Origin of the sequence: Gaoshiqia hydrogeniformans (assembly GCF_049347105.1) — a bacterium.
GTDB lineage: Bacteria > Bacteroidota > Bacteroidia > Bacteroidales > Prolixibacteraceae > Gaoshiqia > Gaoshiqia hydrogeniformans.
In genome coordinates this window covers 2,579,641-2,601,815 of sequence record NZ_CP186334.1, presented here as the reverse complement: position 1 = coordinate 2,601,815, position 22,175 = coordinate 2,579,641, and the positions used below count along the sequence as shown (strand labels likewise).

Below are 22,175 nucleotides of genomic sequence, written 5' to 3'. Positions count from 1 at the left end.
GGCTTGTTTACCTCGGGGATCCATGTATTGTTGCCGCCAACGCGGTGAAATCAGGACCAAAAATTATGCTTCGAGCATTGCTTTATAAGCAGCAGCATCCATCAGCACATCCAACTGAGCAGGATCTTCCAGTTTAATTTTAATCATCCACCCTTCACCATAAGCATCTTTGTTGATCAACTCAGGCTGATCTTCCAGAGCGGTGTTAAATTCAATCAGTTCGCCGCCAACAGGCATAAACAGGTCGGAAACTGTTTTTACCGCTTCAACGGTACCAAATGTTTCTCCCATCGCCAGGGTTTCACCTACGGTTTCAATTTCAACAAAAACAATATCACCCAGTTCGCCCTGGGCAAAATCGGTAATGCCCACCACGGCAACATCACCCTCAACACGGATCCATTCGTGTTCTTTTGTGTACTTTAAGTTTTCAGGCAGATTCATAATTGCAAGTTTCTATGTATTATTCATCAAAAGTAATACATTTTTCCAAAACATAAATTAACAATCAGCCCCCGAAACTTTTTTAACAGAAGTTTCTTAATTTGCACGCCAAATCATAAACAGCATGTTTACAGTTCAGATAAATTCTGTTGAAGAATTGGGGCCGGCAGCCCAACAATTTTTGGAATGCTTCGGGGAAGACCGGATCTTTGCCTTTTACGGTAAGATGGGTGCAGGAAAAACCACTTTCATCAAAGCCCTTTGCAGGGCAATGGGTTCGGTGGATAATATTACCAGTCCCACCTTTGCCCTGGTCAACGAATACGACACAGCCGGACCGAAAAAAGTCTTTCATTTTGATTTTTACCGGATTAAGGATATTGACGAAGCCCTTGATATGGGATTCGATGATTATATTTACAGTGGAAATTACTGTTTTATGGAATGGCCCGAGAAGGTTGAAGCCTTGCTTCCCGACCGGCTGATTGAGGTCCGCATCGAAGAAGTATCGCCAACAGTAAGACAGATTAAAGCGATTCGTTTATAACGGTATTTTGAATATTTATTCGGAAAACGTAACTTCAACGTTCAATTCTTCCTCCAATGACTGAAAAAGAGCATGTCCCGGAACTGGCCACCTTGTTTGTACCCAAGGAAGAGATGCTGGAGATCCGTCGTAAAGGAAAAAAAATTACGATCGGAATTCCGTCCGATTTTTCAAAGGTAGAGTATCGCATCCCCCTGACTCCCGAAGCCGTCGAACTTCTTGTTTCGTACGGGCACGAAATTTACATGGAGGCCAATGCAGGCAAAGCAGCGAGCTACACCAATGAGCAATACCTGGAAGCCGGCGCCGTAGTGCTTGAAAAAAAAGAAGAAATATTTCAGTGTGATGTGGTACTTCGGGTATCACCGTTCGATCAGGACGAAGTTAATCTGCTTCGCGGAAACCAAACCTTGATTTCCAATATGCAGTTGAACACGCATTGTGCGGAATCCATCCGGAACATGATGCGGAAGAAACTTACGTCGATCGCTTACGAATACATGGAGAATGAAAATAACTGTCTCCCGGTTGTCCGCTTGATGAGCCAGATTTCGGGGGTAACAGCCATCACCGTGGCCAGCGAGTACCTGAGCAATTCGCGCAACGGCAAAGGAGTATTGCTGGGTGGTGTCACCGGAATTTCGCCTACCGAACTGGTGATCCTGGGTGCGACCCCCGCTGCAGAATTTGCCGCCCGGGCAGCGCTTGGCTTAGGAGCAACTGTAAAAGTTTTTGACGAGAACATTTTTCAACTCCGGAAACTGGAAGAAAAATTAGGACAGCGCATCTTTACATCCGTCTTGTACCCGAATGTATTAAAAAAAGCCCTCAAATCGGCCGATGTGGTGCTTGGTGCGATGTCGACCAATATCAGCCCGCGGTTCCGGGTTCCCGAGGAAATGGTACAACGGATGAAAAAAGGTTCGGTCATTGTCGACTTGAATGTCAGCCAGGGAGGTTGTTTTGAAACCAGCGTCTGCACCGACCTGAATAATCCGGCGTACGAGAAACACGGCGTCGTTCACTATTGCGTCCCCAACATTTCTTCCCTGGTGGCCCGAACCGCATCCATCGCGCTGAGTAACGTGTTGGCTCCCGTGATTATTTCTATCGGCGAGATTGGCGGAATTCAAAATTACATTAAAGACAACAAAGGTTTCCGCAAAGGAATTTATATCTACAACGGCATCCTCACCAATAACGACCTGGGCGAAAAGCTGAACATTCCTTCGAAAGATATTGACCTCCTGCTCGCGGTTTTTTGAGAGTCGTCAGGAAGAAAGAAAGTCACCGGTAAGATATAAGACAAGAAAAAGGAAATTGAGCCAGGAAGCCGAAACCGAGGCGCTCCGTCGCCTCCGAATCATGAAACCTGGCCTCCCGAGGCACTTGGATTTTCCTATTTGACCCTCCAATAGTATTGCGCGATTACGTCTTCACTCCCTGCACATTGGCGCATAGCGTTCAACTCATGTTCTGTAAACAGGTCGCGCCGGTATGATATGCCTTGCTGGTTCTTCAAAAAATTGAGACCTTTCGGGATAAGATCATAAACTTTCCTTGTCTACTGCCTGATTTACTGCATGAGGATACGGTCGAGTTTTGGGTTTTCCCAATCCATTGCTCGGTTACCCACCCCAAATCAGCCTTATATCTGGTTTCCGTTCATCAATACATCAAGTTTACTGTTGGCTTCCTTCAGATTAAGGGTCACCCCTGACACCCTTGCCAATCGCTAATATTTCCTATCAGCTCGGCACATACAAAGGCTTGCACCCTTATCATGACCAACATACAAAACAAACCCTGGCAGAGGCCAGGGTCGCGTCTGTCTTTTTTATGGTTGGAGATCAGCCCAGGTCTTTAATTCGTTGCATGGCTTCAATCACGTTGTCGCGGTCAGCAAAAGCCGAAAAACGGAAATAGCCTTCTCCGGCAGGCCCGAATCCTGATCCGGGGGTGCCGACCACATTGGCCTCGTTCAGCGCCTTGTCAAAGAAATCCCACGATTTCATATTATTTTTGGTTTTCACCCAGATATAGGGAGCGTTCACCCCGCCAAAAACCCGATACCCGGCTTCAGCCAGGCTTTCGCGCATGATACGGGCATTCTCCATATAATAAGCAACCACTTCTTTCACTTCTTTCTGACCTTCTTCGGTATAAACGGCGGCGGCGGCTTTTTGTACCGGGTACGAAACGCCGTTAAATTTAGTGGTATGCCGACGCAGCCACAGTTTTTTCACCGAATGGGCATTGCCTTCACTGTCGTACGCTTTCAGCTCTTCGGGAATGACCGTGAACGCGCAACGGGTACCGGTGAATCCGGCGGTTTTTGAAAAACTGCGAAATTCGATGGCCACTTCTTTGGCGCCTTCAATCTCGTAAATCGAGCGAGGAATGCCTGCCTCGGTAATAAATGCCTCGTAAGCGGCATCAAATAAAATGATACTCTTGTTTTCCTTCGCGTATTTTACCCATTTGGCCAGCTCTTCTTTACCGGCAACAGTTCCTGTCGGGTTGTTGGGATAGCAAAGGAAGATCAGGTCGGGGCGTTCGGATGGCAATTCAGGGATAAAGCCATTTTCGTCGGTACAGGGCATGTAAATAATGCCGGAGTAATAACCATTTGCCGCACACTCTCCGGTTTTTCCGGCCATTACGGTGGTATCGGCGTATACCGGGTAAACCGGATCGCAAATAGCAATTTTGTTTTGGCTGCCAAAAATTTCCTGAATGTTTCCGGTGTCGCATTTTGAGCCGTCGGACACGATGATATCATCGGCCGAAATATCAATGCCATTCGCTTTGTAAGCATGATCGGCAATGGCCTGGCGTAAAAAGTCGTAGCCTTGTTCCGGGCCGTAACCTTTAAAACTGTCAGCCCGGCCCATTTCGTCAACCGCCTCGTGAAAAGCCTTTACAATGGTTGGGGTCAAAGGCTGGGTCACATCGCCAATACCCATTCGGATGATTTTTTTACCGGGGTTGGCTTCGGCAAATTCCCTCACCCGGCGGCCAATCTCGGGAAACAGGTATCCCGCTTTTAACTTCAGATAGTGTTCGTTAATTAATGCCATCTTATTGTTTGTTTTATTATGAATAATCGAAAAAAACGTTCTTTCGGAGGACGACAAAGTTACAAAATTGCCTGACTTTGCCTAAATCCGTTGCCGATTTGTGGCATAATCCTTGTCGTGGGTTGAACTCAATAACAAAACACTTAATACATCAATCCTATGAAAACAATTAGCCGGATTTTAGTTGTACTGGCAGTTCTTTTTTTAACTGCCTGCGAAGGAGAACAAGGCCCTCCCGGAATGGACGGGCTTAACGGAGATGACCTGGTAGGGACTGTTTTTGAGATCCAGGGTACCTTTAACGCTCAAAATAATTACACCCTGTACTACCAGTTCCCCAATAACTTTGAAATTTATGACAGCGATATCGTGTTGGTTTACATCCTGTGGGACCAGGTGGATAACCTCGATGTTTGGCGTTTGTTGCCGCAAACGGTGGTGTTGCCCGAAGGCGTGTTGCTGTATAACTTTGATTACACGGTTGGCGATGTTCAGGTATTCCTCGAATGCACCTTCGATTACAGCCTGTTACTGCCATCCGAAACCAACAACCAGGTATTCCGGATCGCTGTTCTCCCGGCAGCCTATGCCAGCAATAAAGCCATCGACCTGACAAACCTGGATGCCGTGATGAAATCGTTGAAGATCGATTCTTCTTCTGTAGAAAAACTGAATTTAAGCAGGTAGATTTTCGCTTTCAGGAAACCATTGTAGCAGGCCAGGCAGTCAAACGCTAAACCTGCTTTTCCAATCTTTTTACATCGAGCTGATCGGAGCAGTTCTCCAGCAGCTCGATGATGCTTTGTTTGAACACCGGGTGAAGCATGGCCCCGGCGACTTCGGCCAGGGGTTCGAGCACAAACCGGCGGTCGATCATCCGGGGATGGGGCAATTCGAGTTTGGGTTCGTGGTAAACCAGATCGTCATAAAACAACAGGTCGATGTCAATCATCCGCGAAGAATAGCGTTCGGCTTTACGCACGCGGCCCAGTTCAAGCTCAATGATTTTTGTAGTAGCCAACGCCTCTTCCGGGCTTTTGTCCGTATCGAGTACCAGCACCTGGTTCCAGAATAAATCGTCAGACTGAAAACCCCAGGGTTCTGTTTCGTAAACCGACGACGAACGGGAGATCGGTCCCAACTCTTCAGCCAGCCGCAACCGGGCCGTACTGAAAATCTGCTCTTTATTCCCAAGATTTCCTCCCAACAGTAAAAAAAGCTTTGCCATTTTATGAACAAAATTGTAATGAAATAAGTAGATTCGTACTTATTAATTTTTCGACGGTACAAAGCTAAAAACACAAAACAATAATTCACAATTATGAAAGACTTTTTAAAGTATACCCTGGCATCTGTTATTGGCGTATTGATTGCCGGCTTTTTAGGAATCATCTTATTAATTGGCGCGTTTTCGGCTATTATTTCCATGTCGGACGAGCCGGTTGAAGTAAAAGATAAGTCGTTACTTATTTTACGCCTCGATAATAAAATTGTTGAACGTTCAGACAAAAATCCCTTAAACGATCTGGATTTATTCGGCTTCGGGGCAAGCAAACAAACCGGCCTCGATGACATACTGGCTTGCATTGAGAAGGCCAAAACAGACGACTGCATTCGCGGAATTTACCTGAACCCTTCGGCAATTGACGCGGGGTACGCGACGGTTGAGGAAATCAGAAATGCCCTGATCGACTTTAAAGAATCGGAAAAATTTATTTATGCCTACGGCGAAAACCTGACGCAAAAAGCATATTACCTGATTTCGGTGGCCGACAAGGTGGTGCTCAACCCGAAAGGCATGGTCGAATTTAAAGGGCTTAGCGTTCAACGGAATTTCTACAAAAAAGCGCTCGAAAAAATCGGCGTCGAAATGCAGGTGATTCGTCACGGCAAATTTAAATCGGCAGTTGAACCTTTTTTGCTTGAAAAAATGAGCCCGGAAAGCCGCTTGCAAACCGAAGTTTATACCGGCAGCATCTGGAACCAGCTTTTGCTCGATATTTCGGTTTCACGCAACCTGAGCCTGGCCGAGTTGAATGAGCTGGCCGATGGGGTGGCGACCTTTCAGCGGGCAGAATTCCTGGTGCAAAAAGGCTTGGTAGATACCTTGTTGTACAAGGATGAAGTGATTAACGAACTGAAGGAACTGACCAGCATTAAAGAACGCAGCGACTTACGTGCCATCGACGTGAATAAATATGCCAAAGCTCCGGTAAAACGGGAAGGCAAAGGACTGGCCCGCGATAAAATTGCCGTAATTTATGCCAGCGGAGAGATTGGCATGGGGAGCGGCATGGAGAGCATTGACCCGGAAGAAATTTCACGTACCATTCGTGAAGCCCGTCGCGATTCATCCATCAAAGCGATCGTGCTGCGTATTAATTCTCCCGGGGGGTCGGCATACGGTTCGGAAGTCATCTGGCGTGAAGTAAAACTGGCCGCCGAAGCCAAACCCACCATCGCCTCGATGAGTGATGTGGCTGCATCGGGTGGATACTATATTGCCGCCGCTGCTGATACCATCATGGCCGACCGGACAACCATTACCGGTTCCATTGGCATTTTCGGGCTGATCCCGAATGCCGGCGAACTGCTGAATAACAAACTCGGGATCACCCAGGATGTGGTCAATACCAACGAACATTCCGATATTTTATCCCTCACCCGGAAGATGACCAGCTTTGAAGAAGCGCTCATGCAAAATTATATTGAAGATGGTTACGATACCTTCATCGGGCGGGTGGCCGACGGGCGTAGCCTGAGCAAGGAACAGGTCGACGAAATCGGGCAGGGCCGGGTTTGGGCTGCCGAAAATGCAAAGGAAAACGGCCTGGTCGACCTGTACGGCGGCATTTCGGATGCCGTAAAATTAGCCGCCGGTATGAGTGGACTGGATCACTACCGGGTTGTTCAGCTTCCTAAAATGAAAGACCCCTTTGAAGAACTGTTAAAAGAACTTACCGGCAACGCCCGGATGCGGATCCTTCAAAACGAGTTGGGCGATCAGTACAGCGTGTACAAACAGTTGAAAGATTTGGTCGGCGCCAAGGGAATCCTGACCCGCCTGCCCTACAATATTCAAATAGATTAAACCGTTCACCGCTCAGGAAAAGAGAAGTTGTCTTCGCGGGCAACTTCTTTTTTTATGGCCGAATTTTGATACCTTCGTACTTCATTTAGTGATTATGCTGAAAATTCTTTTATACCCGTTTTCGCTTATTTACGGACTTATAGTGTACATCCGCAATTTCCTGTATGACTACAAATTCGTTGGATCAACCGAGTTCGAAGTTCCGGTCATCTCGGTCGGAAATATCACAGTAGGGGGAACGGGAAAAACACCGCATACCGAGTACCTGGTTGAATTACTGAGGAAACATGTGAAGGTAGCCACACTCAGCCGGGGCTATAAACGGCAAACAAAAGGTTTTTTGCTGGTACAAGCCGAGGCCGACGCCCGGAATGTTGGCGACGAACCCCTGCAGATCAAACGGAAATTTCCGGATGTAACCGTAGCCGTGGATGAAAGCCGTGTGCATGGCATTCAAACCTTGCTGAAAGATCCGGACCTGGCCCCGGATGTGATCATCCTCGACGATGCCTTTCAGCACCGCAGCGTAACACCGGGAATCAATATTCTCCTGATCGACTCAAACCGCCCCCTCGAAGAAGATCATTTACTCCCTTATGGAAGGCTGAGGGAACGGAAATATCAGCGCCGCCGTGCAAATGTGATCATTTACACCAAATGTCCTGACGAAATTACCCCGATCACCCGGCGCATCATTATGAAAAATGTAAACCTGAGACCTTACCAGTCGCTCTATTTCACCACGATGACCTACGGCGAACCTGTTCCCGTTTTCCCGTATGTGGCTGCCCCGATCCCTGACATCCAGGAGAACCGGGCGCCCTCGCTGATGTTAGCTGGTATTGCCAATCCCGGCCAGTTCAGGAATTACCTGGCCTCCAAAACCAAACTACTCGACGAAATGGTCTATAAGGATCATCATTCGTTTACCGAAACCGATTTGCAGACGATCGCGACAAGGTATCGTCAATATATTGAGCAGAAACCGTTTATCCTCACCACAGAAAAGGATGCCATGAGGCTGCAGTTGCATCACGAGATACCGGACGACATCAAACCGCGTTTGTTTTATATTCCGGTGAAGGTTCAGTTTTTATCGAGTGAAGGAAAAAGTTTTAATAAAAAAATAGTTGGCTATGTTAAAGATAATCGAAGCAACCGCGCGTTACATCAGCGAAAAAATCAAACAACAACCTGAGGTAGGAATTATCCTTGGCTCCGGTTTGGGAGGTCTGGTGAACGAAATCCGGATTGAAACGGAGATTCCCTACGCCGAAATCCCGAACTTCCCGGTCTCAACGGTCGACGGACACAACGGGCACCTGATTTTTGGCGAACTGGGGGGTAAAAAGGTATTGGCCATGCAAGGCCGTTTTCATTATTACGAAGGATATTCCATGCAGGAAGTCGTTTTGCCAGTGCGGGTGATGAAAAAACTGGGAATCGAATACTTATTTGTATCGAATGCCACCGGCGGCTTAAACCCCGATTTTAAGATCGGTGATCTGATGGTCATCAGCGACCACATCAACATGTTCCCGGAACATCCGCTTCATGGAAAAAACCTAAATGAACTGGGCCCCCGCTTCCCCGACATGAGCCAGGCTTATAACAAAGAACTGCGCCAGAAAGCCCGGTTTATTGCCTTGAAAAATAAAATCGATATCAAAGAAGGCGTTTATGTGGGCGTGCAGGGGCCAACGTTCGAAACCCCGGCTGAATATAAGATGTTCCGTATTTTAGGCGGCGATGTGGTAGGCATGTCAACCGTTCCCGAAGTGATCGTGGCACGCCACATGAATATGAAAGTTTTTGGTATTTCGATTGTTACCGACAGCGGCGTTCCCGGCGAAATTGTCGAAATTTCGCACGAAGAAGTGCAGGAAGTGGCGATGAAGTCGGAGCCATCGATGACCCTGATCCTGAAAAATCTGATCGCCGAAATTTAAGCCGCCATGAGATTACCCGAATTTGCCGATATTGAAAAAGCGCACGAGCTGATTAAGCCGTTTATTCACCGGACTCCGGTGCTGACTTCGGTATCCGTCAACGAAATTACGGGCGGCGACCTGTATTTCAAGTGCGAGAACCTGCAAAAGGTAGGTGCGTTCAAGTTTCGGGGCGCCTGCAATGCCGTATTTTCACTGAACGATCAGGAAGCCATGCGAGGCGTCTGCACCCATTCGTCGGGAAACCATGCAGCGGCGTTGGCGCTGGCTGCCCGCATGCGCGGTATCCCGGCGTATATTGTCATGCCGGTAACAGCTCCCGCCATCAAGAAGAAAGCCGTGGAAGGTTACGGGGGACAAATCACTTTTTGCCAACCGACCCTGGAGGCCCGCGAAAGCGCCCTGGCCGGGGTGGCTGCCCGTACCGGGGCCATCGAGATTCATCCTTACAACAACATTCAGGTGATTTGCGGACAAGGAACTGCCGCCAAAGAACTGATTGAAGATACCGGCCTGTTTGATCTGATCCTTTGCCCGATTGGCGGAGGCGGACTGCTTAGCGGAACATCGATCTGCGGACGGGCCATGAACCCCAGGGGACTGGTGATTGCCGCCGAACCCGAAGGCGCCGACGACGCTTACCGCTCGTTTCATGCCAAGAAACTGATCCCCTCGGTCAACCCGAAAACCATCGCCGACGGACTGCTCACTTCGGTCGGCGAAATTAACTTCCGCATCATTCAGCGCAAAACCGATGAAATTGTAACCGTTTCAGAACGGGGCATCGTGCGGGCCATGCGGCTGGTTTGGGAACGGATGAAAATTATTATCGAACCCTCGTCGGCCGTACCGCTGGCCGCCATTCTCGAAAATAAAGTGGATGTGCGCGGCAAGAAAGTTGGCATTATCCTCAGCGGCGGCAATGTCGATTTGGAAAAGCTGCCGTTCCACGAGCTGCTTTGAACATGGATCAATCTAACTTAAATAACCGACTATGAATTGGCCCCCTTGGAAACTGGTATTCGGAAAGGTATTGATTGCTTTTCTGTTTTGCTCATGCAGCAGCAACATTGGCACAGACGGGGGATTACTGTGGCGAATCAGTGGAAACGGACTAAAAGAACCCTCATATCTGTTCGGAACAAATCACGGAATGAGCGGGGACTTTTTAGGCCATATCCCCGGTTTTTTCGAAGCCCTTGATTCGGTCAAACAACTGGCTGTTGAGTCCGATCCGACACGTCCGAAAAGACTGGATTCGATCAAACCACTCAATAAATTCTTGCCAACCGATATCTCTTATCCGGATTTGTTGGATGAATCTGAATTAGCAGTCCTGGATTCGATATTATTCATATATTCTACCCTGAATTCGGAGGAAATGAATTTAAACCCGAATTTTCTTTTTAATTAATCTACAGTTCAGCATTCTTAAAAAAGAATCCCGGGAATGGGAAAAAGAAAATCCTTTTTTGAGCGTAGTCCATTTCAGTAGAAACATCGATTCCAGAGTGATGAAAATTGCCAGGTTCAGGTCTTATCCGATTATTGAGTTAGATTCGGAGGAAAAAATGGACCGGTTAGGATTGCGGGATTGGAGTATTCTGTTTTCTTCTGACGATTTGCAAGCAAAAGCGAAAGAAATGATACGCTATCTGAGAGATTATCAGGGGCATAATATATTGGCCATTAGCAGGTTGGGGCAAGAAACATATTATGACCAAAATTTGACGGAGATTGAAAAATGGAGCACGCATCCTATCCTTTTGAAAGACAAAAAAGCTAAGCAGGTTCATGCCGCGATGTCAATTGAAAGGAATATCTTCTGGATGGACAAGATGGTATCAATAATAGAACAACAACCGACCTTTATTATGATTGGCGTAGCTCATTTACCTGGCAAAAAGGGGGTTATCAATCTCTTACGAAAGAAAGGCTTTATCGTTCAACCAATCAGGTAATCAGCTTGTGAGCGATGATGTAGCATAACCTTTCGGTTAAGACAAACAGGAAAACATTTGAAATACGGCAGGGAGCATGGGGCAGAGAGCAGAAGCCAGTTTTTAGTCGTGGTTCTGCTCATGTACTTTTTAGGTCCAAGCTGCAAGCTGTACTGATTACTGTTCACTGTTCACCGATTGTCCTCCCACCCCGGCGGGGTGAAATACGGGTAACCCCGGGTAAGCCGGCAACTACCTGAGAAACCCGGGAATCGGACCGGCAGGCAACAGTAAGGCGCAGCCACCGGTGCAGCAAACAGCACCTGGGTTTCATGCGCCGAACACAGCAAGGCTTCCCGAAAAATATTATACACGAAGGCGGAAATACGGCATGGGCGTAGAGCACGGACTTAGAGCAAGGAGCAATTATCGGAAACCGGAGAAAGTACCAGTGTTCAGTACCAGTATTCAGTTGCGGTTTTCCTGCAAGAGCAAGTAGCAAGCCCCAAGCTCCATGCTCCATGCCGCAATAACTAATGACTAATGACCAAATGACAGGGCCCTGAGAAAGTCTCCTTTTACTTAGGCGCTCAGGTACTTTTAACGCCAATGGATACCGCTTTTCTCATTAACAACGCTTTGCTGCCGTTTTTGTAGTAAGCCGGTCGTTCGCCAACTACGTCAAAGCCGGTTTGCAGATAAAGCTGAACGGCTGCATCGTTCATCTCGCTGACTTCCAGCCTAAGGAAGCTAAAACCTGCGCTTCGGGCGCGTTTTTCGGCTTCGTCAATCAGTTTCCGGCCAAGGCCTTTGCCCCGGAAACGGGGTGAAACAGCCAGCGAATAAATCCGCATGGCCGGGCTGATTTTTCGTTTCAGTAAAATAATAAACGAACTGATTTCCCCGGCCTCTTCGGAGAGCAGAACATCGGCTTTGGCCCGCGTGACCAGGTAACGAAGCTGTCGGGCCGAAAAGCTTTCTTCCTGAAAACAAATTTCTTCCAGCTCCCTGAGTTTGCCCAGGTCCGACGCTGTCGCCCGGCGAAAGTTCACCGCCTTGTTCATGCTTTTCTTCCTTTCTGCTCCATGCGGCTGACAAACTCGCGCAAGATCCGGCGGTACAGCTCGTCTCCCAGGATGTCATCTTCCACCCCCTGGTCGATCGACGGATTATCGTTTACCTCAATCACAATCGATCGGCCGTCAATTTCCTTCAAATCAACACCATACAATCCTTTCCCGATCAGCGACGCTGCTTTCACCGCGTTACGGACCACGTGTTTGGGCACCTTGCTTAAAGGTACCGACTCGTAGGTTCCCGATTTTGGTTTGTTTGGATCCTGGTGGTTATAGATTTGCCAATGGCCCCGCGCCATAAAATACTTGCAGGCATACAAAGGCTCTCCGTTGATGATGCCGATACGCCAGTCGAAGCTGGTAGGGACAAACTCCTGCGCCAGGAAAACGGAGGTTCTTTCGGACAGCATCTCCAGCGCTTTTTTATATTCTTCCTCGTTGTTCACCTTGTGCATACCAATCGAAAATGAACCATCCGGCACTTTCAGGATAATGGGAGTCCCCAGGTAGGCGCTCAGCTCGTCAAACGAGTTCATGTTGTTTATAAAGATGAGCTTTGATTTTGGCGTCGGGATGCCTTCCCGTTCCATCAGTTCCTTTAAATACACCTTGTTGGTACAACGGATGATTGACAAAGGATCGTCGATCACGACCATGTCGGCTTGCCAGGCTTTTTGGGCCAGACGGTAGGTGATGTGGTTGAGCGAAGTAGTTTGCCGGATAAACAGCCCGTCGAATTCGAGCAGGCGCGTGGTATCTTCTTCGGTGATCAGCTCGGCATTGATGTTCATTTTTTTTGCCTGACTGATAAACTTGTTCAGGGCCGCTTTATTGCTTGGAGGAAGTTGCTCCGCCGGATCGTACAAAATGGCCAGATCGAAGCGCGAGGCCTTGTGCAACCGGGGCTGTCGCCATATTTTTTTACTGAAATTATCCAACGTTTGAGCAAACAGGTCCTGCTGGGCATCGTTCAACTCGTTCAGGCTTAATACCCGTACCGAATCGATCTGGTTTTTGGGACGGTTGGCAAAGGTTACCCGCAACAAGGGACAGGGCAATTGTTCAAAAATATAACGGGCAATTTTATTTAGTTCCGGCTCATTGGTCATCCCAAAATAAATATCGACTTCATAATAATCAATGTCATTCGGTTGTCTGCTTTGCAACCACTTGTAACATATTTTTTGAAGGTAATTCTCCATCCGGGTCAGGGCGCCGCTTTCGATGCGGTTAATGACATCGACGGTGGGAAGCACTTTATGCCCGCGCGCCTGTGCCAGCAAAGAACAGTAATAACCTTCCGAATGATAATCCAGCGTACTGCACAGGTTAATGACCAGTAAAGGTTGTTTGCTCAGGTGTTCATTTTGCAGGTAATCTGCTGCTGTTGTCAGCGTTTCTGTTTCGTAGTAGGGTTTCCACTGCACGAACGAATCCACCAATATTAAGGTTGATTGCATCTCTGTCTCAAATCAAAAATTGCTTGTTATATCTTATTTTACTGCGATCAGTGGCCATTTGTATTCTTTTTATCCGGTTAAACGTTCCGGCAGAAAGCCTATTGCCAGATCTTTACCTGATCGTTATGCTCTGTTTTCCGGCCGTACAATTGTAAGCATTTTATTGAAAGATTATTCTTTTTGATTCATTTTTTTAAGCCGGGCCGAAGATAATTTTCGGGCCCTAACCATCTGGCTTAACGTGCAGTTTTTCAATACAAAACAATCCGTTTAGGCTAAGCACCTCATGTGACCGAGCTACAGCAAGGGACTTAACAAACGCGAAAAAGATTCTTTTGCCTTGTCCGACCAGTGTCTTTTTTTCCAATCCGGCAGAAGAATTTCGCGGCTTTGTTTCAGGTCGTTCAGAAATTGCTTTTCAAGGACTCCTGCGGTCAATTCGTCGTAAATCATCGCGTTCACCTCGAAGTTGGTTTCCAGGCTTCTGAAGTCGAAGTTAGCTGTTCCTACCGACGAGAAGACACCGTCGACAATAATTAGTTTGCTGTGCATAAAGCCGGGCTGGTAGAAATAAATTTTCACCCCTGCTTCAAGCAATTCAGCGATATACGAGTGGGTACTCCATTTGGGAGTAATGGCATCCGATTTTTGAGGAAGCAGCACACGGATATCGATTCCCCCGAGGGCCGCCACCTTCATGGCATTGGCAATTTCGGGAGTTGGAATGAGGTAGGGCGTGGCCATGTATACCCGTTCGCGGGCTGAGGCGATGGCCGAAAAGTAAGCCTGGCTAATGGTTTCCCAGTCAGAATCGGGTCCGCTATGCACAATTTGCACCATTTTGCCCTTGCCGGGTTTAATCGGGTGAAAATAGTGTTCGCCTTGTAAAATTTCTTTGGACACAAAAAACCAGTCGGCCATAAAAATGATCTGCAAGCCGGTTGCGGCGCCGCCTTTCAACATCAGGTGCGTATCGCGCCAATGACCCAGTTTCCGGGTTCCGTGTAAATAGCGGTCGGCGATATTTAAGCCACCGACGAAAGCTGTTGTCCCATCAACCACAACAATCTTCCGGTGATCCCGATAATTAGCCCGCGAGGTCAGCATCGGGAAACGCACCTTCATAAAACAATCAATCTTTACACCGGCTTCTTCCAGTGAACGGATGTATTTTTTAGGCAGCTCCCAACTTCCCACATCATCGAAAATAAAACGGACTTCCACCCCTTCCCGGGCTTTCCGGATCAGCAACTCGCGAAACTGGTTGCCGATCATGTCGTCTTCAACAATATAAAATTCGATATGAATATGATGATGGGCTTCTTCGATCGCCTGAAACAAGGCCGGGAACGTTTGTTCGCCGTTCTTCAACACGGTCACCTCGTTATCATCGGTCAACAAGGCATTCGAATTTGACAGCATCAGGTTGATCAGGTGTTTTTTGCCGAATATGGCTTCACTGAAAATCTCGTAGTTTTTTGGCAACTGATCGAGCTGGCTTTGTGTCATCTTCCTGAGGTTTTCCAGGTCTTTCAGCCCTTTGCGCGAAAACATTTTCTTTTTACGGTACTCCTGCCCGAAAAACAGGTAAAAAATGATGCCGGCGAAAGGCAACAACACGAGCACCAGGATCCAACTGATGGTTTTCAGCGGGCTGCGGTTCTCGAGGACGATCAGGATGGCAATAAAAATAACAGTTAATAAATATACCAGGTTAAGTACAACAGGCAAATTTTCCCAAATTTCAGTATGTAGGCTAAACATAGTCGTAAAATGAAATCATGTGTCTAAAATTGGAGAATTTATTGTTGATTAACAAACTAAATTGCATTTCGTAAAAAATAAAAAAAGATGCCATGAAACCTTATTTGATTTTGCTTATTTCATTTGCGGTACTTCTGGGTTGCGCCACCCGGCAGTCCATACGTATTGAAACCGCTGAAACCGATAGCGGGGAGGACAGTGTCAGCTACGAACTGATTGTTTTTGATCCAGGCTTTGAAAGCTGGTTCCTGAAAAACCATAAACCTTCGCAATTCCGCAGCCAATCTTATTACGAATACTGGAACAGGCGCTATGTTCAGGCCTGGAACTATCATGAAACGGGATTCAGGCACCGGCAGTTAATCGATGGTTATATCAACTACGATTCGAACACGGATTACGGGCCGGAAATCAACCACAAACTCTTTTATTATTTTATGTACGTGGAACATGCCCTGAAGATCCCGATCATCCCCGACGGACCGAGAATTTACTGACCGATTTTTCGCGACGAACAAGAGGCTGTGTGAATACGGATTTAACTCTTCCGGTAGAATACCTCAAGCCGGGTATCGTCCAGCATTTCGCTTACTGAGGGAAGGGCAACCAGCCGGGGCGCTTCCACTCCCGCTCCAAACCAGTTGTTCCCGATGTACACATGGGCTTCGTCCCACAGGTCGTGATCGATGAAGCTTTGGAGCAATTGCCGGCCTCCCTCAACAACAACCGATTGCAGCTGGCGGTTGTACAGGAACTGCAATATTTGCGGAACAATTTGCCCGGCAAAATCAAGCTGCACATAGGCTGTATTTGTATCCGGAGAAACTTCTTTTTCTGTAAAAATGACTGTGGGAACCCGGCCGTCTTTGATCTGCAAATGATCGGGCAGCCGGTTGCTCCGGTCGAGCGCCATACGTACCGGTTGTTTGCCGTCCCAATCGCGAACGGTCAGCGAGGGATTATCTTTCAGTGCAGTGTTGGTACCAATCAGGATGGCCGCTTCTTCGGTCCGCTGACGGTGTACCAGGCGGCGCGAAAGCTCGTTGCTGATCCAGTTGGGCTTTCCGCACCCCGCCAGGATGCGGTCCCGATCGAGAAATCCGTCGAGGGTTTGGGCCCATTTCAGGATCACGTAGGGTCGTTTCTGTTGATGAAAGGTAAAAAAGCGCCGGTTCAGTTCAAGGCATTCTTCGCCCAGAACGCCCAGATCAACACGGATCCCGGCCTTCCTCATTTTTTCAATCCCTTTCCCGGCCACTTCGGCGAAGGGATCAACTGAACCCACCACCACATGCGGAATCCGGTGCGAAATAATGAGATCGGAACAAGGGGGCGTTTTACCAAAGTGGGCACAAGGCTCCAGGCTAACGTAAATGGTCGACTCGCTTAGCAACGATTGGTCTTTTACCGCGTTCACGGCATTCACTTCGGCATGGGGTCCGCCGTACTGCCGGTGAAAACCTTCGCCGATGATCTTATCGTTATGCACAATCACCGCTCCCACCATCGGGTTGGGCGCCACTTCGCCCATGCCCAGCCGGGCAAGCTGGATGCATCGGTTCATATATTTTTCAGCAATCTTCACACAGTGAAACCTTAGTTCGAAAAACCTTCAAAATAATCTCTCCAAAACTACGCATAAATCCGGTAGTATAATTCGCAGATCTCAGGATGGTGGCAATTCTTTCCTGGTCAACATCTGTTTTGTCTATTTTGATACCTGCCGGGTAATTTTTAAAGTTTAAACGAACGACAATGATAAGGCCTGTTGTTGTTGAAGTTGGTTCAATAAACTTTTAAATTCTTTCATAATCCGCTAAGCCGATTGTGAACCGTCGGTTCGAAAACCGGCACACCCGAATATCAAACGGACTCCTGTAATTAATGTTTTCTTAACCTTTTTTAGTTGACTTTATCAACGATATCCCTGTACATTTGCAAGCTCAAGAAAATATATTTATGTCGTCGCAAAAACCATTAGGGTATTTACTAGGGAAAACCATGCGGGTTTACCGGAATAAAATGACTGGTAAGCTCAAGGAAAACGAGCTGGAACTGGGCCTGGATCAATTTTTGATCCTGCTGCAGCTAAATGCCCGCGAAGATGTGACCCAACAGGATTTGGCCAATCACCTGCAAAAAGACAAGTCGATTATCCTGCGCCAGATCAATGTACTGCTCGAAAAACGATACGTCGTACGATTGCCCGACAAGAAAGATAAGCGCAAGAAAAACCTGATACTCACGCAAAAAGGCTCAGAAACTTTACAGCAAGCTCTTCAAATTGGAAGAACGCTTTCGGAAGAACTACTCAGCGGAATCAGTCAGGAGGAGATTCACATTTTTGAGCAGGTACTCCAAAAAATACAGGAAAACAGTGGCTTGGAACAGGAACTATGCAATTGTTGACTTTAACAACTAAATTACCATACAATAAGAAAACAGCATGAAAACAATGACATCATTAAAAAGACTGAGTTTGATTTTACTGTTCGCAGGCGCGGTATCGTGCTCCGGAAAACAGGAAGGCGGGCAGCAGGGAACGGTTCCCCAGGTGAGGGAATACCAGGTTGTTACATTAAAACCGCAGGACATCACCTTATATAAAGATTACCCGGCTACGCTGCAAGGGAAACAAACCGTTGAAATCCGCCCGAAGGTGGCCGGATATATCGACGCGATCCTGGTTGACGAGGGCGCCTTTGTGCGGAAAGGGCAGGTGCTTTTCCGACTCAACGCCAACGACATTCAAGCCAGTGTACGCTCGGCCGAAGCCCAGGTAAAGGTGGCCGAAGCCGAAGTTGTGGCGTCAACAATTAACCTCGAAAAAACCAAACCGCTGGTCGAAAAGGACATCATCAGCAAGTTCGACCTCGAATCGGCTGAATCGACCCTCAAAGCCCGAGAAGCCCAGTTGGCGCAGGCCAAAGCCAACCTCGAGAATGCCAGGGCCAACCTGCAATACACGGTAATTACCAGTCCGACCGACGGCATCATCGGAAATTTCCCGTACCGTATGGGTAGCCTGGTCAGCAGTACCATCGCGCAACCGCTGACCACCGTGTCGAACACCAACGAGATGTATGCTTATTTTGCCATGAACGAAAAAGAGTTTCTGGCCCTGACCAACAGGCTGGAAGGGGCCAACCTTCAGCAAAAACTGGCTACCCTGCCCGGCGTTCAGTTGGCGCTGGCCGACAATTCGCTTTACCGCGAGGGCGGAACCATTGAAACGGCCAGCGGGCTGGTCGATCAGCAAACCGGCTCGGTGAATGTGCGGGCTACCTTCCCCAACAGCGAAGGCCTGCTCCGGAGCGGCAGCAGTGGATCGGTCCGTATTCCGCAGCCCCTGGCAGCAGCCCTGATCGTCCCGCAGAATGCCACCTTCGAATTGCAGAACAAACACTTTGTGTACGTGGTGGGCGCTGAAAACAAGGTGCGCAGCACGCCCGTTGAAGTGCTTTCAGGGAACCTGAAAGAAGTGTATGTAGTGACTTCCGGTTTAAACGAAGGCGACCAGGTGGTCGTGGAAGGTATTGCCAGCTTGCGCAACGACATGCCGATTCAGCCAAAACTGGTGGAGGCCGACCGTTTCGCCGGAAACCAGGCAGCAGGAAATCAGCGTAGAAACTAAATCCGAAGAAAATCATGTTCAGAAAATTTATAGAACGGCCGGTTTTATCATCGGTCATTTCCATTATTATTGTTATTCTCGGAGTGTTGGGTCTGGTAAGTCTGCCCATTGAACAATACCCCGACATTGCACCGCCCACGATCCGGGTATCTGCCAGTTATACCGGGGCTAATGCCGAAACGGTGATGAAAAGCGTGATCATTCCCCTTGAAGAACAGATCAACGGGGTGGAAGACATGACCTACATGACATCGACTGCCAATAACAACGGGGCGGCTACCATCGAGGTCTATTTCAAGCAGGGAGTTGATGCCGATATGGCGGCCGTGAACGTGCAAAACCGCGTGGCCCGGGCAAACAGCATCCTGCCCGCCGAAGTGACCCGAGCCGGGGTGATTACCGCCAAACGGCAAAACAGCATGTTGATGGTCTTCTCTCTGTACAGCCCTACCGGCGAGTACGACGAAGTTTTTCTCCAGAACTACAGCAAGATCAACCTGCTGCCGCAGATTCAACGGGTGAACGGCGTGGGCGAAGCGATGGTGTTTGGCGCCAAAGACTATTCGATGCGTGTTTGGCTCAAACCCGACGTGATGGCCGCTTATAGTCTGATGCCTTCGGATGTGATTGCCGCCCTGAACGAGCAGAACCTGGAAGCTGCACCGGGCCGCTTCGGCGAGTTAAACGAACAGTCGTTTGAATATGTGATCAAATACAAAGGGAAGCTTAGCGAGCCCGAAGAGTTCGAAAATATTATCATCAAGGCCGATAGAAACGGCAACCTGTTGCGATTGAGCGATGTGGCCCGGATCGAACTCGGCGCACTCAATTACTCGGTCAGCACGGCAACCATGAACAAACCGGGCATCACGATGGCCGTTTTCCAGTCGCCCGGATCGAACGCCCGCGAGGTGATTATTGAAGCGAAAAAAGTGTTGAAAGAAGTAGCCGAAACTTTCCCCGAAGGCGTGAAGTACCACATCCTGGTGGATGCCAATGAATTTCTCGACAGCTCGATCTCCAAAGTGCTTCACACCTTGCTCGAAGCATTCCTTCTGGTGTTTGTTGTGGTGTTTGTTTTTTTGCCGAACTTCCGCGCCACGCTCATTCCCGCCATTTCGGTGCCCGTTGCGATTGTTGGCACTTTCTTTTTCCTGAATGTTTTTGGTTTTACCATCAACCTGCTCACCCTGTTTGCCCTGGTGCTGGCCATCGGGATTGTGGTGGACGATGCCATTGTGGTGGTGGAAGCCGTACATGCCAAGCTCGATCAGGGGGCGAGGAATGCAAAAGAAGCGGCCATCTCTGCCATGAGCGAAATTTCGACGGCAATTGTTTCCATCACCCTGGTGATGTCGGCCGTGTTTATCCCGGTCACGTTTATCACCGGAACAACCGGCGTATTTTACAAGCAGTTTGGGATTACGCTGGCCGTGGCTATCCTGTTGTCGGCAGTAAATGCGCTGACGCTAAGTCCCGCGCTTTGTGCCATCTTTTTGAAACCTCACAGCGAGAGTTCGTTGCACAACAAAGGCCTGATGCAGCGGTTTTATGCCTCATTTAACGCGGCTTTTGATGCCATGACCGGGAAATACCGGAAGACGGTCAACTTTTTTATGGTACGAAGATGGGTGGCTGTTGCCTTGATTGTTGTTTTTACCGCGGGCCTGTTTTTACTGATGAAAACCACGCCAACGGGTTTTGTGCCTTCCGAAGATACCGGGCGGATGTTTGTCGACATCAGCCTGCCTCCGGCCACTTCGGCAGAACGGACCCGTCAGGTTGTCTCGGAAGTGGACCAGATTCTGGCGAATACCCCCGAAATCGATGGTCGTTCGATGATTGTTGGAAACTCGCTGATCAGCGGACAAGGCAGTTCATACGGGATGCTCATCTGTAACCTGAAACCGTTCAACGAACGAAAAGGGGACGGGCAGGACCTGAACAGCGTCATCAAAAAACTGTACGGGGCTACCGCGCAGATCAAAGATGCCCGGATTATCTTTTTTACCCCGCCAATGGTTCCGGGATTTAGTATCTCCGGCGGTTTTGAACTGAAACTGGAAGACAAAACCGGCGGCGACATCAAGAAGTTCGAGCAGATATCCGGTCAGTTTTTGGGAGCCCTCAACCAGCGTCCCGAAATTCAGTATGCCATGACTGCCTTCAATACCAATTTCCCGCAATACCAGGTCGATGTGAATGTGGCCCGCTGCAAACAATCGGGCATCACGGTCAACTCGGTGCTGTCGGCCCTGCAGGGGTACATCGGCGGTTATTATGCGTCCGACTTTAACCGCTTCGGAAAACAATACCGCATCATGGTGCAGTCGGAAGCCGGCTACCGGGGTAATCCCGAAGACCTGAACAACATGTACGTTCGCACGGCTGAAGGACAAATGGCGCCCATCACCCAGTTTATTGACCTAAAACGGGTTTATGGTCCGGAAAATATTACCCGTTTCAATATGTACACCTCTATTTCGGTGAACGGTTCGCCCAATTTTGGGTACAGTACCGGCGATGCCATCAACGCCATTGAAGAAGTGGCTGCGCAAACACTCCCTCAGGGATATGCATACGAATATTCGGGACTGACGCGCGAAGAAATGGCTTCGGGCAGCCAATCGGCGCTCATTTTTGCCTTGAGTATCATTTTCGTGTACTTCCTGCTGGCAGCACAATACGAGAGCTACATTCTGCCGCTGTCTATTCTCACCTCCATGCCCATTGGGGTGGCCGGTTCATTTATTTTTGCCCGGCTGATGGGGGTTGAAAATAATATTTACCTGCAAATTTCACTGATTATGCTGCTCGGCCTGCTGGCCAAAAATGCGATTCTGATTGTTGAATTTGCCCTGCAGCGCCGTCATGCCGGCATGAGCATCCTGCAATCGGCCATTGAAGGCGCTACAGCCCGTTTACGCCCGATTCTGATGACTTCATTCGCCTTTATTTTTGGCCTGATTCCGCTGGTGATTGGCGGTGGAGTTGGAGCAAACGGAAACCGGTCGATCGGGGTAGGCGCCGTTGGCGGCATGCTTGTTGGGACCCTGATCGGCATCCTGGTTATTCCGTCCATGTATGTGATTTTTCAAACACTGCAGGAAAGGGTGAAAAAGCCGGTTGTTGAAGAAATTTCAGACATGAATACCATGGAATAGCGATTCCTGAAAAAAAATCAGAAATA

General features: G+C 48.4%; 20 protein-coding genes. 13 read left to right on the top strand and 7 right to left on the bottom strand.

The genetic code is table 11. From position 1 onward, the window contains the following. Positions 1 to 63 precede the first annotated feature (63 nt). A complete protein-coding gene (gene gcvH, locus ACOIT5_RS10360; protein ID WP_423130397.1) occupies positions 64 to 444 on the bottom strand; it encodes a glycine cleavage system protein GcvH in 381 nt (126 codons plus the stop codon). Between the two features lie 124 nt (positions 445 to 568). On the opposite strand from gcvH, the gene tsaE reads away from it, so the two are divergent. Both tsaE and ACOIT5_RS10350 read left to right on the top strand, forming a co-directional pair. Next, a complete protein-coding gene (gene tsaE, locus ACOIT5_RS10355; protein WP_423130396.1) occupies positions 569 to 991 on the top strand; it encodes a tRNA (adenosine(37)-N6)-threonylcarbamoyltransferase complex ATPase subunit type 1 TsaE in 423 nt (140 codons plus the stop codon). A gap of 56 nt (positions 992 to 1,047) precedes the next feature. Further along, a complete protein-coding gene (locus tag ACOIT5_RS10350; protein WP_423130395.1) occupies positions 1,048 to 2,256 on the top strand; it encodes an alanine dehydrogenase in 1,209 nt (402 codons plus the stop codon). A 585-nt stretch (positions 2,257 to 2,841) separates the two neighbouring features. Here the strand turns inward: ACOIT5_RS10350 and ACOIT5_RS10345 are convergent. After that, complete coding sequence (locus ACOIT5_RS10345; protein ID WP_423130394.1) at positions 2,842 to 4,071, bottom strand: LL-diaminopimelate aminotransferase; 1,230 nt, start codon at positions 4,069 to 4,071, stop codon at positions 2,842 to 2,844. Positions 4,072 to 4,230: 159 nt separating this feature from the next. On the opposite strand from ACOIT5_RS10345, the gene ACOIT5_RS10340 reads away from it, so the two are divergent. Then, the gene (locus ACOIT5_RS10340) at positions 4,231 to 4,758 is read left to right on the top strand and encodes a hypothetical protein (RefSeq protein WP_423130393.1); all 528 of its coding nucleotides are present in this window, start codon (positions 4,231 to 4,233) and stop codon (positions 4,756 to 4,758) included. Positions 4,759 to 4,804: 46 nt separating this feature from the next. Here ACOIT5_RS10340 and folK read toward each other — a convergent pair whose 3' ends face one another. Beyond that, on the bottom strand, positions 4,805 to 5,299 hold the full coding sequence (gene folK, locus ACOIT5_RS10335; protein WP_423130392.1) for a 2-amino-4-hydroxy-6-hydroxymethyldihydropteridine diphosphokinase: 495 nt from the start codon (positions 5,297 to 5,299) through the stop codon (positions 4,805 to 4,807). Positions 5,300 to 5,392: 93 nt separating this feature from the next. Here folK and sppA point away from each other — a divergent pair, with 93 nt between their 5' ends. The 6 genes from sppA to ACOIT5_RS10305 all read left to right on the top strand — a co-directional run bounded on the left by sppA (position 5,393) and on the right by ACOIT5_RS10305 (position 11,072). Then, positions 5,393 to 7,162 carry a signal peptide peptidase SppA gene (gene sppA, locus ACOIT5_RS10330; protein ID WP_423130391.1) on the top strand — a complete coding sequence of 590 codons (1,770 nt, stop codon included), beginning with the start codon at positions 5,393 to 5,395 and terminating at the stop codon, positions 7,160 to 7,162. Positions 7,163 to 7,256: 94 nt separating this feature from the next. Then, on the top strand, positions 7,257 to 8,360 hold the full coding sequence (gene lpxK, locus ACOIT5_RS10325) for a tetraacyldisaccharide 4'-kinase (protein ID WP_423130390.1): 1,104 nt from the start codon (positions 7,257 to 7,259) through the stop codon (positions 8,358 to 8,360). Continuing rightward, positions 8,299 to 9,111, top strand: coding sequence for a purine-nucleoside phosphorylase (locus tag ACOIT5_RS10320; RefSeq protein ID WP_423130389.1), 813 nt, complete (start codon positions 8,299 to 8,301; stop codon positions 9,109 to 9,111). The genes lpxK and ACOIT5_RS10320 overlap by 62 nt, the downstream gene beginning before the upstream one ends. A gap of 6 nt (positions 9,112 to 9,117) precedes the next feature. Beyond that, positions 9,118 to 10,074, top strand: coding sequence for a pyridoxal-phosphate dependent enzyme (locus tag ACOIT5_RS10315; RefSeq protein WP_423130388.1), 957 nt, complete (start codon positions 9,118 to 9,120; stop codon positions 10,072 to 10,074). A gap of 31 nt (positions 10,075 to 10,105) precedes the next feature. Then, positions 10,106 to 10,525: a TraB/GumN family protein gene (locus ACOIT5_RS10310; protein ID WP_423130387.1), complete on the top strand. Its 420-nt coding sequence runs from the start codon at positions 10,106 to 10,108 to the stop codon at positions 10,523 to 10,525. A gap of 97 nt (positions 10,526 to 10,622) precedes the next feature. Further along, on the top strand, positions 10,623 to 11,072 hold the full coding sequence (locus ACOIT5_RS10305) for a TraB/GumN family protein (protein WP_423130386.1): 450 nt from the start codon (positions 10,623 to 10,625) through the stop codon (positions 11,070 to 11,072). Between the two features lie 569 nt (positions 11,073 to 11,641). On the opposite strand, the gene ACOIT5_RS10300 is transcribed toward ACOIT5_RS10305, so the two are convergent. The 3 genes from ACOIT5_RS10300 to cls all read right to left on the bottom strand — a co-directional run bounded on the left by ACOIT5_RS10300 (position 11,642) and on the right by cls (position 15,318). Further along, the gene (locus ACOIT5_RS10300; protein WP_423130385.1) at positions 11,642 to 12,115 is read right to left on the bottom strand and encodes a GNAT family N-acetyltransferase; all 474 of its coding nucleotides are present in this window, start codon (positions 12,113 to 12,115) and stop codon (positions 11,642 to 11,644) included. After that, on the bottom strand, positions 12,112 to 13,587 hold the full coding sequence (locus ACOIT5_RS10295) for a RimK family protein (protein WP_423130384.1): 1,476 nt from the start codon (positions 13,585 to 13,587) through the stop codon (positions 12,112 to 12,114). The genes ACOIT5_RS10300 and ACOIT5_RS10295 overlap by 4 nt, the downstream gene beginning before the upstream one ends. A gap of 297 nt (positions 13,588 to 13,884) precedes the next feature. Next, complete coding sequence (gene cls, locus ACOIT5_RS10290; RefSeq protein WP_423130383.1) at positions 13,885 to 15,318, bottom strand: cardiolipin synthase; 1,434 nt, start codon at positions 15,316 to 15,318, stop codon at positions 13,885 to 13,887. Between the two features lie 125 nt (positions 15,319 to 15,443). On the opposite strand from cls, the gene ACOIT5_RS10285 reads away from it, so the two are divergent. Then, positions 15,444 to 15,848, top strand: a complete 405-nt coding sequence (locus tag ACOIT5_RS10285) for a DUF6146 family protein (protein ID WP_423130382.1) — start codon at positions 15,444 to 15,446, stop codon at positions 15,846 to 15,848. Positions 15,849 to 15,889: 41 nt separating this feature from the next. Here ACOIT5_RS10285 and ribD read toward each other — a convergent pair whose 3' ends face one another. Next, positions 15,890 to 16,915, bottom strand: coding sequence for a bifunctional diaminohydroxyphosphoribosylaminopyrimidine deaminase/5-amino-6-(5-phosphoribosylamino)uracil reductase RibD (ribD, locus tag ACOIT5_RS10280; protein ID WP_423130381.1), 1,026 nt, complete (start codon positions 16,913 to 16,915; stop codon positions 15,890 to 15,892). A gap of 395 nt (positions 16,916 to 17,310) precedes the next feature. On the opposite strand from ribD, the gene ACOIT5_RS10275 reads away from it, so the two are divergent. From ACOIT5_RS10275 to ACOIT5_RS10265, 3 genes are read left to right on the top strand one after another with little or no spacing between them, the layout of a single operon-like run. Then, the gene (locus ACOIT5_RS10275; RefSeq protein ID WP_423130380.1) at positions 17,311 to 17,760 is read left to right on the top strand and encodes a MarR family winged helix-turn-helix transcriptional regulator; all 450 of its coding nucleotides are present in this window, start codon (positions 17,311 to 17,313) and stop codon (positions 17,758 to 17,760) included. 37 nt (positions 17,761 to 17,797) lie between these two features. Beyond that, complete coding sequence (locus ACOIT5_RS10270; RefSeq protein WP_423130379.1) at positions 17,798 to 18,985, top strand: efflux RND transporter periplasmic adaptor subunit; 1,188 nt, start codon at positions 17,798 to 17,800, stop codon at positions 18,983 to 18,985. A gap of 14 nt (positions 18,986 to 18,999) precedes the next feature. Then, positions 19,000 to 22,149: an efflux RND transporter permease subunit gene (locus ACOIT5_RS10265; protein WP_423130378.1), complete on the top strand. Its 3,150-nt coding sequence runs from the start codon at positions 19,000 to 19,002 to the stop codon at positions 22,147 to 22,149. Positions 22,150 to 22,175 lie beyond the last annotated feature (26 nt).